The sequence below is a fragment of the Streptomyces mayteni genome, assembly GCF_054783955.1.
Genome location: NZ_BAAGPR010000023.1, coordinates 57,673 through 76,911 on the forward strand (window position 1 = coordinate 57,673; position 19,239 = coordinate 76,911).

16 protein-coding genes and 1 pseudogene are annotated in these 19,239 nt (G+C 72.8%); 7 read left to right on the forward strand and 10 right to left on the reverse strand.

Annotated features, from left to right (window positions below):
- Positions 1-4: 4 nt before the first annotated feature.
- The 3 genes from ACYVPE_RS13455 to ACYVPE_RS13465 form a co-directional block, all read right to left on the reverse strand.
- Positions 5-1,711, reverse strand: coding sequence for a tetratricopeptide repeat protein (locus tag ACYVPE_RS13455; RefSeq protein WP_461033766.1), 1,707 nt, complete (start codon positions 1,709-1,711; stop codon positions 5-7).
- A 176-nt stretch (positions 1,712-1,887) separates the two neighbouring features.
- Positions 1,888-3,174 carry a P-loop NTPase gene (locus ACYVPE_RS13460; RefSeq protein WP_461033767.1) on the reverse strand — a complete coding sequence of 429 codons (1,287 nt, stop codon included), beginning with the start codon at positions 3,172-3,174 and terminating at the stop codon, positions 1,888-1,890.
- A 154-nt stretch (positions 3,175-3,328) separates the two neighbouring features.
- The gene (locus ACYVPE_RS13465; protein WP_461033768.1) at positions 3,329-3,955 is read right to left on the reverse strand and encodes a nucleoside/nucleotide kinase family protein; all 627 of its coding nucleotides are present in this window, start codon (positions 3,953-3,955) and stop codon (positions 3,329-3,331) included.
- A 117-nt stretch (positions 3,956-4,072) separates the two neighbouring features.
- Here ACYVPE_RS13465 and ACYVPE_RS13470 point away from each other — a divergent pair, with 117 nt between their 5' ends.
- Both ACYVPE_RS13470 and ACYVPE_RS13475 read left to right on the forward strand, forming a co-directional pair.
- Entirely contained in the window at positions 4,073-5,074 is a 1,002-nt protein-coding gene (locus ACYVPE_RS13470) for an ATP-binding cassette domain-containing protein (RefSeq protein WP_461033769.1), read from the forward strand.
- Positions 5,074-5,850, forward strand: coding sequence for an ABC transporter permease (locus ACYVPE_RS13475; RefSeq protein ID WP_461033770.1), 777 nt, complete (start codon positions 5,074-5,076; stop codon positions 5,848-5,850). Before ACYVPE_RS13470 ends, ACYVPE_RS13475 begins: the two co-directional genes overlap by 1 nt.
- 45 nt (positions 5,851-5,895) lie before the next feature.
- On the opposite strand, the gene rhaS is transcribed toward ACYVPE_RS13475, so the two are convergent.
- From rhaS to ACYVPE_RS13505, 6 genes and pseudogenes are all read right to left on the reverse strand, one after another.
- Positions 5,896-6,987, reverse strand: coding sequence for a rhamnose ABC transporter substrate-binding protein (gene rhaS, locus ACYVPE_RS13480; RefSeq protein ID WP_461033771.1), 1,092 nt, complete (start codon positions 6,985-6,987; stop codon positions 5,896-5,898).
- 95 nt (positions 6,988-7,082) lie between these two features.
- On the reverse strand, positions 7,083-8,117 hold the full coding sequence (locus ACYVPE_RS13485) for an ABC transporter permease (RefSeq protein ID WP_461033772.1): 1,035 nt from the start codon (positions 8,115-8,117) through the stop codon (positions 7,083-7,085).
- The gene (locus ACYVPE_RS13490; RefSeq protein WP_461033773.1) at positions 8,107-9,159 is read right to left on the reverse strand and encodes an ABC transporter permease; all 1,053 of its coding nucleotides are present in this window, start codon (positions 9,157-9,159) and stop codon (positions 8,107-8,109) included. The genes ACYVPE_RS13485 and ACYVPE_RS13490 overlap by 11 nt, the downstream gene beginning before the upstream one ends.
- 109 nt (positions 9,160-9,268) lie before the next feature.
- On the reverse strand, positions 9,269-10,765 hold the full coding sequence (locus tag ACYVPE_RS13495; protein ID WP_461033774.1) for a sugar ABC transporter ATP-binding protein: 1,497 nt from the start codon (positions 10,763-10,765) through the stop codon (positions 9,269-9,271).
- 390 nt (positions 10,766-11,155) lie between these two features.
- On the reverse strand, positions 11,156-11,827 hold the full coding sequence (locus ACYVPE_RS13500; RefSeq protein ID WP_461033775.1) for a YdcF family protein: 672 nt from the start codon (positions 11,825-11,827) through the stop codon (positions 11,156-11,158).
- A 3-nt stretch (positions 11,828-11,830) separates the two neighbouring features.
- A pseudogene (locus ACYVPE_RS13505) lies at positions 11,831-12,946 on the reverse strand (helix-turn-helix domain-containing protein).
- Between the two features lie 154 nt (positions 12,947-13,100).
- Here ACYVPE_RS13505 and ACYVPE_RS13510 point away from each other — a divergent pair.
- Positions 13,101-13,529: a hypothetical protein gene (locus ACYVPE_RS13510; protein WP_461033776.1), complete on the forward strand. Its 429-nt coding sequence runs from the start codon at positions 13,101-13,103 to the stop codon at positions 13,527-13,529.
- Positions 13,530-13,537: 8 nt separating this feature from the next.
- Positions 13,538-13,954 (forward strand): ATP-binding protein, encoded by a 417-nt coding sequence (locus ACYVPE_RS13515; protein ID WP_461033777.1) that lies wholly within the window; start codon positions 13,538-13,540, stop codon positions 13,952-13,954.
- A 545-nt stretch (positions 13,955-14,499) separates the two neighbouring features.
- Here ACYVPE_RS13515 and ACYVPE_RS13520 read toward each other — a convergent pair.
- The gene (locus ACYVPE_RS13520) at positions 14,500-15,066 is read right to left on the reverse strand and encodes a class I SAM-dependent methyltransferase (protein ID WP_461033778.1); all 567 of its coding nucleotides are present in this window, start codon (positions 15,064-15,066) and stop codon (positions 14,500-14,502) included.
- Positions 15,067-15,555: 489 nt separating this feature from the next.
- Here ACYVPE_RS13520 and tal point away from each other — a divergent pair, with 489 nt between their 5' ends.
- The 3 genes from tal to opcA are packed head-to-tail and all read left to right on the forward strand — an operon-like array spanning position 15,556 to position 19,228.
- Complete coding sequence (gene tal / locus ACYVPE_RS13525; RefSeq protein ID WP_461033779.1) at positions 15,556-16,707, forward strand: transaldolase; 1,152 nt, start codon at positions 15,556-15,558, stop codon at positions 16,705-16,707.
- Positions 16,708-16,712: 5 nt separating this feature from the next.
- Positions 16,713-18,251, forward strand: a complete 1,539-nt coding sequence (zwf, locus tag ACYVPE_RS13530; protein ID WP_461033780.1) for a glucose-6-phosphate dehydrogenase — start codon at positions 16,713-16,715, stop codon at positions 18,249-18,251.
- On the forward strand, positions 18,248-19,228 hold the full coding sequence (opcA, locus tag ACYVPE_RS13535) for a glucose-6-phosphate dehydrogenase assembly protein OpcA (RefSeq protein ID WP_461033781.1): 981 nt from the start codon (positions 18,248-18,250) through the stop codon (positions 19,226-19,228). The genes zwf and opcA overlap by 4 nt, the downstream gene beginning before the upstream one ends.
- Positions 19,229-19,239: the final 11 nt, after the last annotated feature.

Below are 19,239 nucleotides of genomic sequence, written 5' to 3' on the forward strand. Positions count from 1 at the left end.
AGTCTCAGGCAGCTTGGTGCGGATCCGGCCGCACGGCGGGTGACCGGCGTGGCGGGACGATCTCGGGGTCGAGCTCGTCGAGCCCCAGCCGTGCCCTGCGGTGCCGCAACTCGCCCTCCGCGCTGGCCAGGGTCCGGTCGAAGGTGCCGGGCCAGGCGGCGCGGAGGCGGCGGTAGCGGCTCACCTGTTCCTCGGCGGCGGTCAGCGCCTCGGCGTGCCGGTCGAAGTGGGCCAGGCTCTCCGCCAGGTTGCCGAGGGCGCGGGCGAGCTCGGGCTCGTGGGCCGAGCTGGCGCGGTGGGCCGCGCGGAACAGCTCGACGGCCTCCAGGTCGGCGGCGAGCGAGTCGTCCCAGCGGCGCAGCCGGTAGGCGCGCACGCCGAAGCCGATCAGCGACCTGGCGAGCTGGGGGCCGTGCGTCTCGGGGGCACGCGCCACCAGCCGGCGGCCGATCGCCACGGCCTCCTCGTCGCGGACGATCGCCTCCGCGTCCCGGTCAAGACGCGACAGGTCGGTGCCCAGGCAGGACAGGGTGTGGGCCAGATCCGGCTCCAGGCGCGCCAGGTCATCGGCGGACTCGCCGACCAGGCGCCTGAGCGAGCGCAGCGCCTCCTCGTCGACGGCGAGCGCCTCGTGCAGCCGGCCGACCTCGGTCAGCGTGGACCCCAGCTTGACGAGCATCCGCGGCAGTTCCGCCTCGTGGGCCGCCGGGTTCTCCGCGGCCAGCCGGCGGAGGGCCGCCGTCGACTCGGTGAAGACGGCGAACGCCTCGTCGTACCTGGCGAGCCGGTGCAGGTCCGTGCCCAGCTGCCCCAACGCCTGGGCCAGCTGGGCCTCGTGCCGGTCCGGGTCGCCGGCCACCAGCTCGCGCAGGATCGCCACCGCCTCCTCGTCGACGGCCAGCGCCTCGTCCCACCGCCCCTGGTGGGTCAGGTCGACCCCGGTGCACTCCAACGCCCCGGCCAGATAGGGCAGATAGCTCTCGGACCACTCCTCGACCAGGCGCCTGGCCAGGACCACGGCCTCCTGGTCGACCGTCAGCGCCTCGTCCCAGTGACCCTCGCGGGACAGCTCGACGCCCAGGTTCCGCAGGGCGTCGACCAGGTGGTAGCCGTGCCTGGCGAAGTCCTCGGTGGCCAGGTCGCGGACGAGGTCGAGCGCCTCCCTGGTGATGGCGAAGCCCTCCTCGTACCGGCCGAGTCGGTTCAGGTCGACGCCGAGGTTGCTCAGCCCCCTGGCCAACTCGGCGGCGTGGTCGGCCGGGCCGTCGGCGAACAGCCGGCGGAGCAGCGCCACCGCCGTCTCGTCGACGGCGAGGGCGGCCGGCCAGTCGCCGAGCGCGGACAGCCGCACGCCGTGGTCGCCGAGGCGCCTGGCCCGCGACAGGTCGTCGTCGGCCGGCAGCGCGAGCACTCGGCCGGTCACGGCGGCCGCGGTGTGCACGAGCGCGTGCGTCGGGTACGGGATCAGCGCCGCGAGGGCCTTCAGCTCCTCGTCGGGGAGCGGGTTCTCCCGCACCGCGTCCGCTATCGCCCGGTCGATCGGGCCGGCGCCCGAGTGGGCCACGGCGACGGCCACCGGCAGCAGCCGGCTCGGCGCCTCCCCGATGACGGCGGTCACGGTGGCCAGCGCGCTCGGCGTGTGGTGCGCGGCCCTGGCCAGCAGGGTGAGCAATCGAGTCGGCCGGTCGGGACCGGCCTGGGACGTTCGCATCGCGGCCTCCTCGGGGCCAAGCGGCCTGACGGCCTGACGAAACAACGAATGACGACTGACAGGTGGCAACTGACGGCTGACGGATGACAGCTGACAAATGACGGAGAATGTCATCTGCCGGATGTCGCCTGGCAGATGAACGCTGACGGCTGACCGGTGACGCGCGACGCCGACGTTCAGGGGGTGGGCGCCAGCGCGGCGGCGACCACCGCGGCCCGCAGCGGCGGGCTCGCGGCCAGCTGGTCGGCGACGTACCGCTCGACGAGCCGGGCCGGCAGATGCGGGTCGAGCCAGGTGTCGGCGCGCTGTGGATAGACCTCTCGCAGCCACTCCGCCAGCCGCCGCATCGCGTCCGGATTGCGGCGCGGCAGCCCGGGGAAGTGGCCGAGCAGCGCCACCGCCTCGTCCAGGCCGCGCGCGCCGAGCACCGTGGCAGCCACGATCGCCGACCGCAGCCCGGCCCGCGACAGCGTGAGCCCGGCCGCCGCGGCGCTCCGCTCCCACCAGGACTCCTCGTCGGCGAACAACTGCCGCACGCCGGCGTCCACCGTGACCGGACCCGGCTGGCCGCCCAGGGTGGCGACCGCCGCGGCCGCGTGCAGCATCAGCAGCTGCGCCGGCTGGTGCGGCGGGGCCAGCGTGGCGGCCGGTGGCGCCGTGCCGAACCGGCGGGCGAAGTACCGCCCGGCCTGCGCGAACAGCTGTTCCTGGTCAGGACCCGTGGTGACCAACGGGCCGAGCACGACGCCGTCCGCCGGCGGCAGCGCCCTGGCCGTCTCACGTGGCAGCCCGGCCCGGAGCCGCGCCCACCACTCGCCGAACTCCCTGGCCGCCAGCACCACTCGCACGTCGGCGTCGCCGGCCGTCAGCGCGAGCAGCAGCGCGGGCAGGTCGGGACGGGTCTCCGCGTCGTCCACGAACAGCACCACGGGACGACCCCAGGCCGCCGCGGCCGCCACGGCCGCCGCCCCGCGGTCGCGCCGCACCCAGCCGCACACCACGCCGCCGGCCGCCAACCGGTCGGCGCACTCCACCAGCAGCCGCGTCTTGCCCGAGCCGGGCGCGCCGGACACCAGCCTGACCGGCCGCTCGTCGGACAGCGTGCCGCGCGACCAGCCGAGCAGCCCGCGCAGCTCGCCGTCCCGCAGCCGGTTGAAGCCGACCACCCGCTGCTCCGGGTTGAGCGCGGCCAGCACGCTGTTGCCGTGCGCCGCCTCGTCGGGACCCGGACCCACGGCCACCGCCGCCGCCCACGCCTCCCGGCGGGCGACGCCCGCCGCGTGCCGCTCCCACAGCGCGGTGCCGACCGTCGTCGCGACGCCGGAGAGCAGGCCGAGCAGCATGGCCAGCCACCAGGGCAGGAACCCGGCCACCGCGCTGCCCGCCCCCGCGGCCATCAGCACGCCGCTCATCGCGGCGAGCGCCCACGGCGACCGCCGCCACCACCGCCGACCGTTCGTCATCGTCGTCGCCTCCCCACCACCCGCCGGGACCCGCCCGGGCGCCGGGCCCACCACCCTGGCATTCACGCTACTCGCGGAATTGTCCTGAAAGGCCCCGTGGTTGGCTGCGAAACCGTCACACACGGCGTACGCCGGCGTGCCGGGTGACGAACGGTCAGCTTCGGCTCAGCGAGGTCACCACCAGGTCGGCGTGGTCCCTGGAGAGCTCGACCAGCTCCGCGTTGGGCCGGTCGTTGCCGTCGATCCAGGCCCGGGCCGCCGCCTCGTCCCGGCCGAAGCCCGTGTGCCGGCTCATCAGGCGCGCGTCGCGCAGGTCGGCCGCCGCGTCCACGTACCAGAGCTCGGCCATCAGGGACCGCGCCTCCCGCCAGCCCGGCAGGTCGCAGGCGAGGTAGTTCCCCTCGGTGACCAGCAGCGCGGCCCCCGCCGGCACCAGGTGGCGGGCCGCCACCGGCTCGTCGAGCGTCCGGTCGAAGTCCGGCACGTACGCGTCCCGGAACGGCTCGGCGACCAGCCGGCGCAGCAGCGCCTCGTATCCCCACACGTCGAAGCTCGGCTCAGAGCCCTTGCGGGAGCGCAGCCCGAGACGGTCGAGCTGCGCGTTGGACAGGTGGAAGCCGTCAAGCGGCACATAGGCCGCCGCGTCGCCGAGCGCCTCCCGCAGCGCCTGGGCCAGCGTCGACTTGCCGGCGCCCGGGGGCCCGGCCAGACCCAGCGCGGTTCGCGCCGCGCCCCCGCCGGCCAGCGACGCGGCCCTGTCCACCAGTGCGTCCAGTTCCATGCCCCGACCCTAGAGACCCCGGGCCCGGTCGGGCGACCCCCGGTCCTGCGGATGCGGGGCACGGGACCCGCGCCGACAATGGTGATCTCTGGCCCGCGAGACCCGGAGGCACAGCGCATGCCGGTCATCGAGACGCGGGGGGTGACCAAGAGCTTCGGCGTCACCCGGGCGCTGGACGGCGTCGACATCTCGGTGGAGCGCGGCCGGGTGCTCGGCCTGCTCGGCCCCAACGGCGCCGGCAAGACGACGCTGGTGCAAGTTCTCGCCACGCTGCTGCGCCCCGACGAGGGCCGGGCCACCGTCGCCGACTGCGACGTCGTCAGGGACGCGGCCCTGCTCCGCACCAGGATCGGCCTCGCCGGCCAGTACGCGGCCGTCGACGAGTTGCTGACCGGCCGCGAGAACCTGGACCTCGTCGGGCTGCTCTACCACGTCGGCCGCGCCGAGCGCCGCCGGCGGACCCAGGAGGTGCTGGAGTCCTTCGCCCTCGAGGAGGCCGCCGACCGCCCGGTGCGCACCTACTCGGGCGGCATGCGCCGCCGCCTCGACCTCGGCGCCTGCCTGGTCGGCCGGCCGCCCGTGCTCTTCCTCGACGAGCCCACCACGGGGCTCGACCTGCGCACCCGCAACCAGCTGTGGCAGTTCATCAGGGAACTGGTCGCCGGTGACACCACCGTGCTGCTCACCACCCAGTACATGGAGGAGGCCGAGTCGCTGGCCCACCACATCGCGGTGCTCGACTACGGCCGGGTGATCGCCCAGGGCACCGCGGACGAGCTGAAGTCCCAGGTCGGCGGCGACGTCCTGGACGCCAGGGTCAGCCACCGCGAGGACCTGGGCCGGGCCGCCGAGGTGCTGTCCAGGGTCGGCGGCACGGCCGCCACGACCGAGCCCGACGCGCTACGGGTCACCGTGCCCACCGCCGGCGGCACGGACGCGCTGATCACCGCCGGGCAGGAACTCGGCAGGGCCGGCATCCCGCTGCGGGACCTGGCGCTGCGCCACCCCTCGCTCGACGACGTGTTCCTCACCTTCACCGGCGCCTCGGTTGAGGAGCCGCCTGACGACGCGGAGCCGCCCGACGACGCGGAGCGGCGGACCCGGGGAGACGACGGCTGATGGCCACCACCAACCCGGCGCTGGTCGCCAGCGACATCCTGGGCATCGCGGGGCGCAACCTCCGGCGCCTCGTCCGCACCCCCCGGCTGGTCGTCACCACCGCCATCCAGCCGGCGATCCTGCTCCTGCTGTTCCGCTACGCCATCGGCGGGGCCATCCACATCCCGGGCGGCAAGTACGTGGACTTCGTGGTGCCCGCCATCTTTCTGGAGGCCGTGCTGATCGGCGGGATGGCCACCGCCATCGGCCTCGCCCAGGACCTGCAGAGCGGCATCATCGACCGCTTCCGCAGCCTTCCCATGGCCCGCTCGGCCGTGCTGGCCGGCCGCACCGTGGCCGACCTGTGCCGCAGCATGTTCTCGCTGGCCCTCATGGTCGGCCTCGGCTCGGCCGTCGGCTTCCGCTTCCACGCGCCGTTCGCGTCGATCGTCTGCGGACTGCTGCTGGCGATCGTCTTCGGCTACGCCTTCTCCTGGATCTACGCCACCCTCGGCCTGCTCACCAAGGACCCGGAGACCGCCCAGGTGGCCGGCATCCTCCCGTTCTTCGTCCTGGTGTTCGCCAGCTCGGCGTTCGTGCCGGTCGAGACGATGCCGAGCTGGCTGCAGCACTTCGCCCGCAACCAGCCCGTCAGCGTCACCATCGACGCCCTGCGCGCCCTGTTCGAGGGCGGCGAGGCCTTCCACTACGTGTGGCTCTCCCTCGCCTGGGCGGCCGGGATCTTCCTGGTCTTCTTCCTGACCGCGGTCCGGCTCTACCACAACCTCACGAAGTGACCACCGGGCGCGGCGTCCGGCGGTCGGCCGCCGGTCGGCCGGCGTTCAGAAGTCGAACTCGTCAATGTTCCCCGCGTCGAACACCGTGGGCGGGCCGAGCACCACCACCCCGTCGGCGCCCACCTCGTACTCGCCGAGCTCGCCCGCCGTGAACGTCTCGCCCTCGGCCCCGGTGATCTGCCCCGAGGCCAGCGCGGCGCCCGCGTAGGCCGCCAGATACCCCAGGTCCGCCGGGTCCCACAGGGCGAACGACTCGACGGTGCCGTCGGCCACGAACTCCCGCATCTGGTTGGGCGTGCCGAGCCCGGTCAGCGCCACCTCGCCGCGGTACTCGGACCCGGACAGGTAGCGGGCCGCGGCGGCCAGGCCCACCGTGGTCGGCGAGACGATCCCGGCCAGCTCGGGGTACGAACGCAGCAGACCCTGGGTCTCCTGGAACGACTTCTCGTCCTCGTCGTTGCCGTAGGCCACGGTCACCAACTCGATGTCGGCGTACTCGGGCTTCTCCAGCTCCTCCTCCATCAGCCCGATCCAGGTGTTCTGGTTGGTGGCGTTCGGGGTCGCGGACAGGATCGCGATCTGGCCGGCGCCGCCGATCTGTTCGGCGATCAGCTGGACCTGGATCTCGGCGATCCCCTCGGCCGTCGCCTGGTTGACGAACAGGTCCCGGCACTCCGGGCTCGCGTCCGAGTCGAAGGTCACCACGCTCGCGCCGGCCGAGCGGGCGCCGTTGAGCGCCCCGCAGACCGCGTTGGGGTCGTTGGCCGCCGTCACGATCACGTCGGTGCCCTGCTGCGACAGGGTGTTGACGTAGCTCACCTGGGAGGAGGCGCTGGCCTCCGAGGGGCCGACCTCCTTGTACTCGCCGGCGAACTCCTCGACCGCCGCCGTGCCGCCCGCGTCCGCCACCGTGAAGTAGGGGTTGTTGACCTGCTTCGGCAGGAAGGCGACGGACAGCCCCTCCGCCAGCGGCGCGTCCGGATCGGCCTCGGCCGTGGCCCGGTCGCCCTCGCCCCCCGCCGGGTCGTCGCCGCGCGTCGTGCCCGAGCAGGCGGCGGTGGCGAGCAGGGCGGCGAGCGCGAGAACGGCGGCTCCGGTGCGGAACGGGATGGGGGTCGGTCGGCTCTGCGGGGACATCGGACCACTTCCTTCCGTGCGGGAACAGTGCGGGGCGCCCCGGGACGCGGGGCCTGGCGCGGGTGGTTCCGCCGCGCGGCGCTTCGCGGCCGCGGTCAGGCCGGCCGGCGGCGACGAAGCCGGGCGCGGGCCAGCGCCACGACGTTGGGCACCACGACCGAGGCGATCAGCAGCGCGCCGGTGACGATGTCGAGCGTGTCCGCCCGGACGTCGGCGAGTTGGAGGGCGTTCCTGAGCGTCGCCAGCAGCAGCACCCCGGCGAGCACCCCGAGCAGCGTGCCGCGGCCGCCGAAGATGGACACGCCGCCGAGCAACACCGCGGCCACCACCGAGAGTTCGAGCCCCTCGCCGCTGTCGGCCCGCGCGTTGGCGTAGCGCAGCGTCCAGTACACGCCGGCCAGTCCGGCGACCGCGCCCGAGGCGACGAACAGCCAGAACTTGGCCCTGGCCACCGGGATCCCGGCGAACGCGGCGGCCTGCGCGTTGTTGCCGATGGCGTACAACCGCCGGCCGAACGGCGTCAGATGGAGCGTCACCCCGAAGCCCACGGCCAGTACCAGCGCGATCACCATCGCCCAGGGCAGCGCACCGCCGGCCACCGTGTCGGCCGCCGCCTCCGTCCAGTCGGTCGGGAAGTCGGCCACCGCCTGGTCGCCCAACACCACGAACGCCAGCCCCCGGTAGGCCGCCAGCGTGCCGATGGTCACGGCCAGCGACGGCAGCCCGAAGCCCGTCACGAACAGCCCGTTGACCGCGCCGAGCACCGCGCCGAGGGCGATCACCGCCACCACGACCAGCTCGAGTGGCCACCCGGAGAGCCACAACTGGCCCATCACCGCGCTGCACAGGCCCAGCGTGCTGGCCACCGACAGGTCGATCTCGCCGGTGATCACCACCAGCGTCACCGGTAGCGCGATCAGCAGCACCGCCACCGCGTCGAGCAGCAGGAACTTCGCGTTCCGCGCCTCCGCGAACCCGTCGACCCCCAGGCTCGCGCCCAGCACCACGAGCAGCAGCGCCAGCACGACGGCGGTCTCCCAACGGACCAGCGCCGCCAGCCGGTTGGACCGCCCGGTTCCCCGATCCGTCGGCGCGTCCTGGGACCGCGCGTAGAGCGTGTCATGCGCCATGGAGCACCCTCCTCCTGCCCGGCCGGCCGGCCACCCGGGCCGCCAGCAGCCGATCGAGGCCGATCGCCGCGAGGATCAGGCCGCCGACGACGGCCTGCTGCCAGAACGGATCCACCCGCAGCACGGCGAGCGAGCTGCCGATCGTGGTGAGCAGCAGCGCGCCGAGGGCCGCGCCGTACGCCGAGCCGCTGCCGCCGAAGATCGCCACGCCGCCCACCACGGCGGCGGCCACCACCTGGAGTTCGATCCCGGTGCCCACCGTGGCGTCCACGGTGCCGAACCTGGCCGCGTGCAGCACCCCGGCGAGCCCGGCCAGCGCCCCGCTCACCACGAAGGCGCCGAACACCCGCCGCCCGACCGGGATCCCGGAGAGCCGGGCCGCGGTCGGCTCCGAGCCGATCGCGTACAGCTCGCGGCCGCCACGGTAGGACCGCAGATAGGTGGCCACCACCGCGAGCACCACCACGGCGAGCAGCGCGAGCACCGGCACGCCGAGCAGCGTGGCGGTGCCGAAGTCGAGGAAGCCGCGCGGCATGTCGGCGGCGTTGATCTGCTCGCCCGCGGCCCAGCTGTGGTCGACGCCGCGGAAGACGTAGAGCGTGCCGAGCGTGATCACCAGGGCCGGCACCCGGGCCGCGGCGATCAGCGCGCCGTTGACCACGCCGCAGAGCGCGCCGAGCCCGAGACCGAAGAGCAGCGCGAGCGGGATCGGGGTGCCGGGTGCCGAGGACAGCAACTCGCCGGTGCCGAAGGCGGCGAGGCCGAGCACCGAGCCGACCGACAGGTCGATGTTGCGGGTCACGATGACCAGCGTCTGGCCGACCGCGAGCACCACCAGGATCGCGGCGCTCAGCAGCACGTCCTGGATCGACTGCGATGACAGGAAACGGGAGTTGGACGCCGCCGTCACCGCCACGAGTACGGCGAGCGCGAGCAGCACGCCGAGCTCCCTGGCGGCGCCGAGCCGGCCGAGGCCGCCCCGGCCGGGCCGCGGCCGCGCCCGCCCCCGCCGGGCCGGGGACGCGGTGTCGGTCGCGCTCACGGTGCCTCCTTGTTCGCTTCTCCGCCCGCGCGGCGAAGGCGGCGGGAGATGGGGACGTGGCGGCGTGTGGCCGCGCTGGGGGTACCTCCCGCTTGCGGGGGAGCGTCGCTCACGAAGCCACCCCCCGCTGGCCGGTGGCCGCGAACATCACCGACTCCTCGGTGGCCTCGCGCCGCGACAGCTCGGCGGTGATCCGCCCCTCCCGCATCACCAGCACCCGGTCGGCCATGCCGAGCACCTCGGGCAGCTCCGACGACACCATCAGCACGGCCAGGCCCTCGCCGGCCAGCCGTGACATGGTGCGGTGCACCTCGGCCTTGGTGCCGACGTCGATGCCGCGCGTCGGCTCGTCCACGATCAGCACCCGCGGCCCGGTGGCCAGCCACTTGGCCAGCACCACCTTCTGCTGGTTGCCGCCCGACAGCGTGGCCACCGGGTCGGCGAGCCGGCCGTAGCGGACCTGGAGCCGGTCGGCCCACTCGGCCGCTGAGCGCCGCTCGCCGCCGCCGGTCAGCAGGCCGAACCTGGTCAGCCGGCGCAGCCGGGTGAGGGTCGCGTTGCGCTCGATGGACAGCTCCATCACCAGGCCCTGCTGGCGGCGGTCCTCGGGCACCAGCGCGATCCCCGCGGCCATCGCGCGGGCCGGCGAGCCGGGCGGCAGCCGGCGGCCGGCGACCCTGACCTCGCCCGCGTCGTAGCGGTCGACACCGAAGACGGCCCGCACCACCTCGCTGCGGCCCGCGCCCACCAGGCCGGCGAGCGCCACGATCTCGCCGGCGCGGACCGAGAAGCCGACGTCCGCGAAGACGCCGGCCCGGCCGAGGCCGCGCACCTCCAGCAGGGTCTCGCCGGGCTCGGTGTCCTCCTTGGGGAACAGCGCCGCGACGTCCCGCCCGACCATCCGGCGCACCACGGTGTCGGGTGTCACGTCGGCGGTGGGATCGGTCGAGACCCAACCGCCGTCGCGCAGCACGGTGATGTGGTCGCAGAGCGAGAAGACCTCGTCGAAGCGGTGCGAGATGAACAGCACGGCGGCGCCCCGCTGGCAGAGCCCGCGGACCACGGCGAACAGCCGCTCCACCTCGACGCCGGAGAGCGCGGCGGTGGGCTCGTCCATCACGAAGACCCGCGCGTCGACGGACAACGCCTTGGCGATCTCGACGAGTTGCTGGTCGGCGATGGACAACCCACGGGCCTGCCGCTCGGGATCGACCTCGACCCCGAGCCGCTCGAAGAGCCGGGTGGTGGCGGCGCGCAGCGCGGCGCGGTCGACGCGGCCGAAGCGGGTGGTGGGCTGGCGGCCCATGAAGATGTTCTCGGCGACCGAGAGATCGGGGAAGAGGGTGGGTTCCTGGTAGATCACGGCGATCCCGGCGTCCCGCGCCGCGGCCGGTCCGCCGAGGCGGAGCGGCCGCCCGTCGAGCTCGATCCCGCCGGTGTCGGGCTGGTGCACGCCGGCCAGCATCTTGACGATGGTCGACTTGCCGGCACCGTTCTCGCCGACGAGGGCGTGCACCCGGCCGGCCTGGAGTGAGAAGGACACGCCGCGCACCGCGGCGACGGGCCCGAAGGACTTGGTGACCTCGCGTAACTGGAGCAACGGCACGGCACTCCTCTTCCGCGGTGAAACGATTCAATATCGCCCGTTCGACCGTAGGGGTGAGGGTGAGTCCATGTCAATACTCGTGCGACGTCCTCGGGCCGGACGGGCCTCGGCGGCGGTGGGTGGTGGGTGCGCGCGGCGGGTCGGGTGGGTGCGGTGCGGGATTCCGCCCACCCGCCCCCATGGTGCTGCCGCAGCATCCCGGCGGTCCTACGGCGGGCCGGGACGGGGCGTCGAGGGTGGCAAGGCGGGCTCGGCGCTGGTGGTCGCCTCGGTGAACTGCGCGTCGTCCAGGACGATCCAGTAGTCCGCCGTGAACAGCTTGGCCAGCCTCGTCAGCCGCGGAAACGCATGGGCTGATGGGTGGAGCGCTGTCCGCAGGGGGTGGGCAGGTCAGGGGTTGATGAGGCAGCTGGTGAAGCCGTCGCGGATGAGGGATCCGTACGCCGCATGCACGTCCTGAGGGACGTGTTGCGGGATGGCGAACCCGAGTGCCGGGTAGTCGATCACCCTTTGCAGGTCGCCGACCATCATGTCGATCACGGCTGCCTCGTCGCCCATGACCTTGAGGTAGGCGTCGAACGACAACGGGTCGGACGCGCAGATCACTTCGGCCTCCGGCCACTGCTTGCGGAACGTGGCGAAGGCTCGTCGTTCCATATACGGCATGGTGATCAGGAGGACGGAGCGTGGTCGGACATCAGCGGCGGTGAGGGCATCGCGTGCGTAGGCGATGTTCTGCCCGGTGTTGGCGGCGTTCGGCTCCAGCAGCATCACGTGGTCGGGAACGCCGAGCGCGAGAGCGTGCTCACGGAAGTGCACCGCCTCGCCGCGCGGGAACAGGCCGCGTGTGGCTGAACTGTTGCCACCTGTGAAAACGAGGGTGGGGAAGTGCCCCGTCCTGTACAGGCTGGCGGCGTAGGTGCTGACGCCGAGGTCGTTGCACCCCAGCGCGATGGCCGCCTCACATGGGCGGGGTTCGTGCCCCATGTGGTGGTAGTCCCAGATCTGCTGGGCAGCCTGCCGCTGGTCCTCGGTGATTCCCCGCGGTGGTGCGTCGGCCACTCGTTACTCCTTGGTTGGCGGTGTACGGGGTCTGAAGGCTCCCTCGCAGGTCCGTCTGATGGCCTCGATGCTACGCAGTTGATGTCCGAGGCCGGACTGTGCGGCGACGTGTGCGGCTTCGTCGAGAAGACGTAGCCCGTCGTCGTGGGTGGCGGGGTCGGTGCGCAGGATGTGGGCTTGAGCGGTGGTCAACTGCACCCGCTCCATCGGGGACTCCGTGGTGCCCGTGTCACAGGCGATGCCCAGGAACCGGAACGCGGCCGTGAGGTCTCCGGCCCCACGGCGGGCGAGGGCGAGTTTCTGGTGGGCCACCGACCAGTCGTCCGGTTCGGCAAGGTCCTCGAAATCACGGGTCGCGGCGGTCATGACGCGGGTCGCGTAGTCGTGCTGGCCGTCCTTGCTCAGCGCGGTACCCACCCACAATCGGGCCCTCGCACGGTCACGGGGGGAGAGCCGGTCGTCGACGGCCAGGGTTTCGTAGGCGCGGGCGGCGGCTTCCAGTTTGCCGGACATCTCCGTGACGACCGCGAGGGACAGGTCGAGCTGGGCAACCCGGCGAGGGATGCCGAGCTGGGTGAAGACAGCGCGAGCTCCGGCATAGGAGCGGTGGGCCGACAGTAATCCGACGACGGTTCCCTGGTAGCGCTTGAGGTCGCCGCGCAGGGCGGTCGAGCGGGCGAACAGCTACAGGCCCCTCTCGTCCAGCTCGGGGGCCTTGAAGCGGTCCAGCCACCGGCTGAGCAGGCTGTCGGCGAAGGCGAAGTTCTGTCGTGACAGGGCCACCACAACCCGGTCCAGGTCGTCGGCCCAGGATTCGTACTCCCACACCCGGGGGCCAGTGGCGGTGAAGCGCCGCCGGCCGATGTGCTGCCCGGCGCTGGTCATCTCCGAGAGCAGCGTCTCGAAGCGCAAGTGGGCCGAGGCGTCCGCCCGGCCGAGGGCGGTGTCAAGGATGGCCTGGGTGTCGGGCCTTGGCTCCGTCTCGGCGAGCTTGCTCTCCCACTTGGAGACGGTCGCGACAGCCAGACCGAGGTGCTCGGCGAAGGCCCGCACGCTCAACCGCAGCGCGAGCCGCAGGGCCTTGGCCTCCAGGCCGGTCCAGCGATGCACGGTCGTCACTCGTCACTCCCTTCCACCGGTCATCGAAGCAGATGCGTGCGGGCGGCGGGACGGAAGTGGAACGGAAGTAGAACGGTCGGTGATTGGCCGCACGTTGGCGGGCGGTCACGCTGATGAGGGTCACCGTTGTCGAGCCTCTTGGACGGTACCCACCATGGAACTCCTCACTGAGCATCGCCAGGTCAGCGGCCCCGTCGTTTACGGCTTCCTGCGGCTGGTGCGGGTCTCCGCCGCCCGGCAGGCGGCGTTGACCGCGTCGCTGGTGGACTACTGCCGCAGCCACGAGCTGCGGCTGTCCGGCGTCTTCACCGACCGAGACATGAGCTCCGAGCCCGCCTCCGCGGCGTTCACCGGGCTGTTGGACGTGCTCGCGCTGCCGGACGTCTATGGCGTGGTCGCCCCGGCCATGTCACACCTGGGGCCGAAGGCCATAGGCGCCGAACGCGGGCGTCGGATCGAAACGGCCGGCTCGCGGCTGCTGCTGGTCCGCAAGCCCCGCACCGCCCACCACTCCGTCTCCCGCAGCGGCCCCGTCCGCCGCCGCCACCCCGGCACCACCCGCGTCCTGGACGCCGAGTCATGAGGAGCGTGATGACCAAGACGACCCAGCGGTTCTTCGAGGCCCGGCCCGAGTCGGTCAGCCAGGCACGGTCCTTCACCTCCAAGGCCCTGGCCGACTGGGGCCTGCCGGACCGCGCCGAGGACATCCGGCTCTGCGTCTCCGAGCTCGCCACCAACGCTCTGCACGCCGCGCCTCCCGGCCGCGGTCTCCTCGTGCGTCTCGGCCTGGACGACGAACGGCTGCACATCGAGGTGCACGACAGCGGTGACGGCCTACCGAGTATCCGGAACGCCACCGACACCGACGACGGGGGCCGCGGCCTCCTCTTGGTCTCGCGGTTCGCCGACGACTGGGGCGTCACGGCCCGAGAAGGTCCCGGCAAGGTCGTGTGGGCCGAGTTCAAGCTCGACACCTTCGGCGCGCGGGTTGTGGAGGGCACGGCGTGAGCGACGAGGTGTCAGTGCATCCTCGAGAGGCCGACATGGAGGTCCTGCGGGCGGCGTGGCTCCAACACGTCACGGAATGTGACGTCTGTCTGACCGGTTGCCCGTGCGATCTCCGGAGTCGGCTCGATACGGCGATCGGCGCCAACGACATGGCCAGGGCCGATGGCGAGCCGGCCGCCTCATGACCGCCGGGCGGACGGCAGACCACGGAGCTTCTGCGGCCGGTGCGTCGGGCATCGAGAGATCTGGTGCTCTACCTGCTACGGGTTCGCGGGTTGCGATGCCTGCCGTGGATCCGGCCGCGTCCCCTGCCCGGACCGTACGGGCGGAACCGTGGCGCCCATCACCGCATACCGCTGATAGCCGGCCGGCCGAGCTGCCCGATATCGAGAGCTTGGGACCACGTCGGCTCAGCGGCCTGGCGTGTGCGCTCCGCAGTGCCCGCCACGCCCAGTACCCGGCAACTCCCTCGGTCTCCAGGTCACCGCAGACCACGGCACCGTCGCCCCGACCCGACTCTGGCCCGCTCATGATCCACCGACCGGCTACTCGTCCGAGCCCGTAGTCGTCGGCGGTACCTCGACGACGAAGAACAGGAAGCAGGTTTTGGTCGACAGGTCGTGGAAGTCGTCGGGGAAGTGATGCACCGACGCGATCAGTCGGCCGCCGGGCCTGAGCACTCGCCGCATCTCGGCCAGCGTCGGCCCCCAGTCCTCCAGGTAGTGCAGCACCAGCGACGCGACCACGTCGTCGAACGCGCCGTCGGCGAACGGCAGGGGGTCGCTCAGGTCGACCGCGTGCAGGTCCGCGTCGTCACCGAGCCGCCGTCTGGCCAACGCCAGCATCCCGGCGCTGGCGTCGACACCGGTGACGACCGCACCACGGTCGCGTAATGCGGCGGACAGGGGGCCTGAGCCGCAGCCGGCGTCCAGGATCCGCCGGCCGGCCACGTCTCCGGCGAGGGCCAACATCGCGGGCCGCTCGTAGTACGCGGTCACGAGGCTGTTCTCGTTCTCCGCCGCGTACGCCTCGGCGAAGCCGTCGTAGTCATTCGCCCGGGCCGGATCCGCAGGCTGGGCGAGACTCTCGGGCACGTCGGCTACACGTTCCATCGCCGCAGCCTGGTGCTCACATGATCCGCCGGGCAGGCCCCAGCGCGACTCCCTGCTCCGCAGGGCGAGATCCCAGATCCACCGCAGAACGTTCCTTACGTGCCTGAGACGCGGAGCTGTCCGCGGCCGTCCTGCGAGGCATGGCGTCCAGGCCATCGACACGGCCACCGGGGCGCCCTCCGATCGACCGCGGTCTGACCGGCTGGTGCGCGTTCCGCCCCGACAACGTCTCGCAGGTCGCCGCGACCGTCAGGCGCGCCGCCGCCGCGGCATCGCGTTCGCCCTTCGCGTAATGGCGGGGGCGCGGAGGCGCCGTGAAGCCGCAACGGCCCCGGCACAACCGGTGGTTGGCGGTGGACCGAGCCCCGGCCGGGCGGAAGCGGCTGGACTGGGGGGAGGGGAGGACGGAAGCTAGTCCGGGGCACTCGGGAATCTTCGAGGGCCGGCGCGCACTGAGATAAGCACGGAACACTGACAGCAGGAGACGAGATGTCCAAGACCGACGCACTCAAGCGGCTCTCCGACGAGGGGGTGGCGATCTGGCTGGACGACCTGTCGCGCCGGCGGATCGCGTCGGGGGATCTGGCTGGGCTGATCGAGAGCCGGCACGTGGTCGGGGTGACCACCAACCCGTCGATCTTCCAGAAGGCGATCTCAGGTGATGGGGGCACCTCCCAGACGGAGTCTGGGGGAGGCTATGAAGGGCAGTTGGCGGACCTGGCCGCGCGGAAGGTCACGGTCGACGAGGCGATCCGGATGATCACCACGGCCGACGTCCGGGACGCGGCCGACGTGCTGCGCCCGGTGTTCGAGGCGAGCGGCGGCGCCGACGGGCGGGTGTCCATCGAGGTCGACCCGCGCTTCGCGCACGACACGGCCGCGACCATAGCCGAGGCCGAGCAGCTGGCCTGGCTGGTGGACCGCCCCAACGCCCTGATCAAGATTCCCGCGACCCGGGCCGGGCTGCCCGCCATCACCGAGGTCATCGCCAAGGGCATCAGCGTCAACGTCACGCTGATCTTCTCCCTGGAGCGCTACCGCGAGGTGATGGACGCCTACCAGGCCGGTCTGGAGAAGGCCAGGGCCAACGGGCACGACCTGGCCACGATCCACTCGGTGGCGTCGTTCTTCGTCTCCCGGGTGGACACCGAGATCGACAAGCGCCTCGACGCGCTGGGCACCGACGCCGCCAAGGCGCTCAAGGGCCGGGCCGCGCTGGCCAACGCCCGCCTCGCGTACCAGGCGTACGAGGAGGTCGTGGCCGGCGAGCGGTGGTCCGCGCTCGCGGCGGCCGGCGCCAACCCGCAGCGGCCGCTGTGGGCCTCCACCGGCGTCAAGGACCCGGCCTACCCCGACACCCTCTACGTCACCGAGCTGGTGGCGCCCGGCACCGTCAACACGATGCCCGAGCCGACGCTGTTGGCCACCGAGGACCACGGCGTGGTCAGCGGTGACACCATCACCGGCGGCTACGAGCAGGCCGCCGCCGACCTGGCCGCGCTGGCCGGCCTTGGCGTCTCCTACGACGAGGTGGTGCAGCTGCTCGAGGACGAGGGCGTCGCCAAGTTCGAGCAGGCGTGGCAGGAGTTGCTCGACTCCACCGAGGCGGCGCTCGGCCGCCTCGCCGCCAAGGGGGCCTGACGGCGATGACCGACCACGACAGCTGGGTCAATCCGCTGCACGACCCGGCCACCGACCGGCGACTGCCGCGGATCGCCGGCCCTTCCGGCCTGGTGATCTTCGGCGTCACCGGCGACCTGTCGCGCAAGAAGCTGATGCCGGCCGTCTACGACCTCGCCAACCGGGGCCTGTTGCCGCCGGGTTTCTCGCTGGTGGGCTTCGCCCGCCGGGACTGGGAGCACGAGGACTTCGCGCAGGAGGTGCACGACGCCGTCAAGGCGCACGCCCGCACCCCCTTCCGTGAGGAGGTCTGGGAGGAGCTGAGCCAGGGGATGCGGTTCGTCCCCGGCGTGTTCGACGACGACGAGGCGTTCAAGCGGCTCCGCGAGACCGTGGAGGAGCTGAACGAGGCGCGCGGCACCAGTGGGAACTTCGCGTTCTACCTGTCGGTGCCGCCGAAGTTCTTCCCGCAGGTGGTGCGGCAGCTCAAGCGGCACGGCCTGTCCGAGGCGCCGGAGGGCTCCTGGCGGCGGGCGGTGATCGAGAAGCCGTTCGGCCACGACCTGGCCAGCGCGCGGGAGCTGAACGCGGTGGTGCACGAGGTGTTCGCGCCGCACGAGGTGTTCAGGATCGACCACTACCTCGGCAAGGAGACGGTCCAGAACATCCTGGCGCTGCGGTTCGCCAACACCATGTTCGAACCGATCTGGAACCGCAGCTTCGTCGACCACGTGCAGATCACGATGGCCGAGGACATCGGGATCGGCGGCCGCGCCGGATACTACGACGGCATCGGCTCGGCGCGGGACGTCATCCAGAACCACCTGCTCCAACTGCTGGCGCTCACCGCCATGGAGGAGCCGTCGGGCTTCGACGCGGACGCGCTGGTCGAGGAGAAGCTGAAGGTCCTGCGGGCCGTCAAGCTGCCCACCGACCTGGGCCGGCACACGGTGCGCGGCCAGTACGCCGGTGGCTGGCAGGGCGGCGAGAAGGTCCTCGGCTACCTGGAGGAGGCGGGCATCAGCCCGCAGTCCAAGACCGACACCTACGCGGCCGTCAAGCTGGAGATCGACAACCGCAGGTGGGCCGGCGTGCCGTTCTACCTGCGCACCGGGAAGCGGCTCGGCCGCCGGGTCACGGAGATCGCGGTGGTCTTCCAGCGCGCCCCGCACTCGCCGTTCGACACCACCGACACCCAGGAGCTGGGGCAGAACGCCCTGGTGATCCGGGTCCAGCCGGACGAGGGCATCACGGTCAGGTTCGGCTCCAAGGTGCCTGGCACCCAGATGGAGATCCGCGACGTGACCATGGACTTCGCCTACGGCGAGTCCTTCACCGAGTCCAGCCCCGAGGCGTACGAGCGACTGCTGCTCGACGTGCTCCTCGGCGACGCCAACCTCTTCCCCCGCCACCAGGAGGTCGAGGAGTCCTGGCGGATCCTGGACCCGGTCGAGGACTACTGGGACCGGCACGGGAGGCCCGCGCCCTACGCGGCGGGCACCTGGGGCCCGGCCGAGGCGGACCGGATGCTCGCACAAGAAGGAAGGAGCTGGCGGCGGCCATGAGTGTCGAACTGACCGGCACCACATCGAGCAGGATCAACGCGGCGCTCGTCGAGGCCAGGCGGGCGGCCGGCAGCCCGGCGGTCGGGATGGTGCTGACCCTGGTCATCGTCACCGACGAGGAGAACGCGCACGACTCCCTCAAGGCGGCCAGGGACGCGGCCCGGGAACACCCGAGCCGGATCCTGGTGATCATCCGCCGTCCAGCGCGGGCCGCCGCCCGGCGCACCGAGTCCCGCCTCGACGCCGAGGTGCGGGTCGGCGGCGACGCGGGCAACGGCGAGACGGTGCTGCTCCGGCTCCGCGGCGAACTGGCCGAGCACCCCGACTCGGTGGTGCTGCCGCTGCTGCTGCCGGACGCCCCGGTCGTGGTCTGGTGGCCGGTGGAGGCGCCCGCCGACCCGGCGGGTGACCGGCTCGGCGCGCTCGCGCAGCGCCGGATCACCGACTCGTACGCCGTCGAGCAGCCGCTGCGGGAGCTGGCAGCGCGCGCCGCCTCCTACGCGCCTGGCGACACCGACCTGGCGTGGACCCGGCTCACCCCGTGGCGCTCCATGCTGGCGGCCGCGCTCGACCAGGCCCGTATCGAGGTCACCTCGGCCGTGGTGGAGAGCGAGGCGGACAACCCGAGCGCCGAACTGCTGGCCCGCTGGTTCACCGCGCGGCTCGGGGTGCCGGTGGAGCAGGCGGTCTCGGAAGGACCGGTGGTCACCGGCGTGCGGCTGCGCACCGCCGGCGGCGAGATCCACATCGACCGGCCGGAGGGCGCGGTGGCCAGGCTCGCCATCCCCGGCCAGCCCACCCGCACCGTCGCGCTCAAGGTGCGGAGCACCGCCGACCTGATCGCCGAGGAACTGCGCCGGCTCGACCCGGACGACGCCTACGCGGCGGCCCTGCGGTCGACCGTCCGCGCCCCCGTGGCGGCGCCGGCCTCCCCGGTGGCCGTCGAGCAGGAGGTGGCGGCGGAGCCCGCCGGCTAGGGCCTGGGCGG

What these genes read in the sequence shown, in the direction of transcription:
- ACYVPE_RS13455 (WP_461033766.1), bottom strand. Translation starts at nt 1,711, where the DNA reads ATGCGAACGTCCCAGGCCGGTCCCGACCGGCCGACTCGATTGCTCACC.
- ACYVPE_RS13460 (WP_461033767.1), bottom strand. Translation starts at nt 3,174, where the DNA reads ATGACGAACGGTCGGCGGTGGTGGCGGCGGTCGCCGTGGGCGCTCGCC.
- ACYVPE_RS13465 (WP_461033768.1), bottom strand. Translation starts at nt 3,955, where the DNA reads ATGGAACTGGACGCACTGGTGGACAGGGCCGCGTCGCTGGCCGGCGGG.
- ACYVPE_RS13470 (WP_461033769.1), top strand. Translation starts at nt 4,073, where the DNA reads ATGCCGGTCATCGAGACGCGGGGGGTGACCAAGAGCTTCGGCGTCACC.
- ACYVPE_RS13475 (WP_461033770.1), top strand. Translation starts at nt 5,074, where the DNA reads ATGGCCACCACCAACCCGGCGCTGGTCGCCAGCGACATCCTGGGCATC.
- rhaS (WP_461033771.1), bottom strand. Translation starts at nt 6,987, where the DNA reads ATGTCCCCGCAGAGCCGACCGACCCCCATCCCGTTCCGCACCGGAGCC.
- ACYVPE_RS13485 (WP_461033772.1), bottom strand. Translation starts at nt 8,117, where the DNA reads ATGGCGCATGACACGCTCTACGCGCGGTCCCAGGACGCGCCGACGGAT.
- ACYVPE_RS13510 (WP_461033776.1), top strand. Translation starts at nt 13,101, where the DNA reads ATGGAACTCCTCACTGAGCATCGCCAGGTCAGCGGCCCCGTCGTTTAC.
- ACYVPE_RS13515 (WP_461033777.1), top strand. Translation starts at nt 13,538, where the DNA reads ATGACCAAGACGACCCAGCGGTTCTTCGAGGCCCGGCCCGAGTCGGTC.
- ACYVPE_RS13520 (WP_461033778.1), bottom strand. Translation starts at nt 15,066, where the DNA reads ATGGAACGTGTAGCCGACGTGCCCGAGAGTCTCGCCCAGCCTGCGGAT.
- tal (WP_461033779.1), top strand. Translation starts at nt 15,556, where the DNA reads ATGTCCAAGACCGACGCACTCAAGCGGCTCTCCGACGAGGGGGTGGCG.
- zwf (WP_461033780.1), top strand. Translation starts at nt 16,713, where the DNA reads ATGACCGACCACGACAGCTGGGTCAATCCGCTGCACGACCCGGCCACC.
- opcA (WP_461033781.1), top strand. Translation starts at nt 18,248, where the DNA reads ATGAGTGTCGAACTGACCGGCACCACATCGAGCAGGATCAACGCGGCG.